Below are 989 nucleotides of genomic sequence, written 5' to 3'. Positions count from 1 at the left end.
TCGTAAACGTAATGAAGGACGCCGCTTCTTTGGTCGGCGCTTTGGATCAGGTTGCCGGCTTTGTCGTAGGCGTAGCGGCGGTTGACGGCGCCGCCGGCCGGCGGGTTTTGTTTGCTGTGATGCGTTTGTGTGCCGCTGCGGACGGTACGCTGGCTTTTCAGACGACCCATGGGGTCGTAGTCGTACAGGCTGCTGATGCCGCCCTGCGTCCTTTGGATTTCGCGGTGCAGTTTGTCGCGCTCGATGTCGGTGATGACTTCGCCGTCTAGGCTGATTTGGTGCAGGTGTCCGCTGCCGTAGTACAGGTAATCGATATGGCGGCCGTCGGGCAGGATGGTGCGGATGCGGTTGCCCAACGGGTCGTATCGGTAGCCTACGGTGGCGCTTTGGCCGTTGTGGACGGTGGTTTCGCCGATGAGGCGGCCGAGTTCGTCGTAGGCGAGTTCGACGCTGCTGTGTCGGTTGCGGGCTTTGGTCAGGTTGCCGGTAATGGGGTCGTAGTCGAAACGGGTGCGGCTGATGCCTTCGTCTTTGCTTTGTCCGTTGCGGCCGGAGACTTTGCGGCTTTGTTTTTCGATCAGTTGGCCGAGGTTGTTGCGTTTGAACCGGTGGATGTGCCACGTCTCGGGTCGGTCTTTCAGACGGCCTTGGCTAGTGCTTTGGCCGTATTCGGTCTGTTGGACCAGTTGTCCGGCGGCATCGTAGCCGTAGGCGGTGATTTTGCCGTCCCAGCCGGTTTCTTGGATCAGGTTGTCGGTTCGGTCGTAATCGAGACGGTAGGTTTCGCCGTTTTCGTTGGTGAGGACGGTCAGACGGCGGGCTTTGTCGTAGGCGTAGGCGAAGGTATGGCCCAGTGCGTTGGTGCGTTTGAGCGGCAGTCCGTCCACTGCGAGTTCGTAGGCGGTTTTGGCACCGAGTCCGTCGATATGGGCGGTCAGCCGGTTGAGGCGGTCGTATTCGAAGGTTTCGTGACTGCCGTCGGGGTAGTC

General features: G+C 60.3%; 1 pseudogene. It reads right to left on the bottom strand.

The window, feature by feature from the left end:
* Nucleotides 1-989, bottom strand: a pseudogene (locus tag Q3O12_RS10710) (DUF6531 domain-containing protein); the annotation flags it as partial.

Origin of the sequence: Neisseria benedictiae (assembly GCF_958267435.1) — a bacterium.
In the GTDB taxonomy this organism is placed as follows: domain Bacteria; phylum Pseudomonadota; class Gammaproteobacteria; order Burkholderiales; family Neisseriaceae; genus Neisseria; species Neisseria bergeri.
This window is presented reverse-complemented; position numbering and strand designations above follow the sequence as displayed.